The sequence below is a fragment of the Lactobacillus nasalidis genome, from assembly GCF_016587775.1.
GTDB lineage: Bacteria > Bacillota > Bacilli > Lactobacillales > Lactobacillaceae > Lactobacillus > Lactobacillus nasalidis.
The window spans coordinates 1-990 of sequence record NZ_BOCG01000135.1 but is presented as its reverse complement, the minus strand read 5'-3'; the positions used below and the strand labels follow the sequence as shown (position 1 = coordinate 990).

Below are 990 nucleotides of genomic sequence, written 5' to 3'. Positions count from 1 at the left end.
GACATCGACAAGCTGGCGGCCGGCCAGAAGCAGCAGCCGCAAAGACGGGCTACCAGCGCCTCCCGGTCCAGCCGGGCGCACAGTTCGCTGGATCTGCGCGGGCAGCGCTATGAAGAAGCCATGGTCAACCTGGACCGGTATTTCGACACGGTCCTGCTCTCTGGCCTAAGCACGGTCACCATCATTCACGGCATCGGGACCGGGGCCATCCGGCAGGGCGTGCAGCAGTACCTCAAGCGCAACAAGCACGTCAAGGCCTACAGCTACGCGCCGGCCAACGAAGGCGGCACCGGGGCGACGATCGTGACTTTAAAGTAGGCAAGTTACTTGCAAAAAGTAAGTAAGTCTAGTAAACTTAAAACATCAAACGGAAACTATTGTTTTTAAGTTTAAATAGATTTGAGGTATTTTATATGGTTGATGCAATTACAGATGCAACGTTCGATGAAGAAACCAAGGACGGCGTGGTACTGGTTGACTTTTGGGCAACCTGGTGCGGCCCTTGTCGGATGCAGTCACCGGTTATCGAAAACCTGGCTGAAGAAAGACAAGACGTGCACTTTACCAAGATGGACGTTGATGACAACCCTAACACGGCTAAGAACTTCGGAATCATGGCCATCCCGACCTTGCTGATCAAGAAGGACGGGCAAGTGGTTGACCGTTTGACCGGCTACACTCCAAAGGAGAAGCTGAACGAAATTCTTGACCAGTACACTGATTAAGCTGAAAAAATAAAGACCAGGACGCAACCGTCCTGGTCTTTTTTTTCAAAAAAATTGCTTCTGTTTGGATTTTTTCAAACGGAAGCTGTTAGAAAAAGGCTGTAATCTGCACGCTCTTCTTCTTATCGTCGATAGAAATCTCTGCTTCAGCTGACCGGCCGCGGGCTTGTTCGACGGCTTCGGCGATCATGCCGCTCTCCAGAGAAAATTCCCGGCTGCCGCTGGCCAGGCGGTCGCTGATCGGCTGGCCGCTGAGCGTGAAGAT

The 990-nt window shown here is 52.2% G+C and carries 3 protein-coding genes; 2 read left to right on the top strand and 1 reads right to left on the bottom strand.

The genetic code is table 11. From position 1 onward, the window contains the following. Both lacNas_RS02370 and trxA read left to right on the top strand, forming a co-directional pair. Window positions 1–318: Smr/MutS family protein (locus lacNas_RS02370; RefSeq protein ID WP_201346548.1), on the top strand; the 318-nt coding region annotated here is incomplete at its 5' end. Between the two features lie 95 nt (window positions 319–413). Beyond that, a complete protein-coding gene (gene trxA, locus lacNas_RS02365) occupies window positions 414–725 on the top strand; it encodes a thioredoxin (protein ID WP_201331830.1) in 312 nt (103 codons plus the stop codon). A gap of 88 nt (window positions 726–813) precedes the next feature. Here trxA and lacNas_RS02360 read toward each other — a convergent pair. Next, window positions 814–990, bottom strand: a 177-nt coding sequence (locus tag lacNas_RS02360; protein ID WP_201346547.1) for a DUF2507 domain-containing protein, incomplete at its 5' end; no start/stop codon positions are given.

Bases quoted from the DNA above. Each gene is read 5' to 3' on its own strand.
- trxA (WP_201331830.1), top strand. From the start codon at position 414: ATGGTTGATGCAATTACAGATGCAACGTTCGATGAAGAAACCAAGGAC.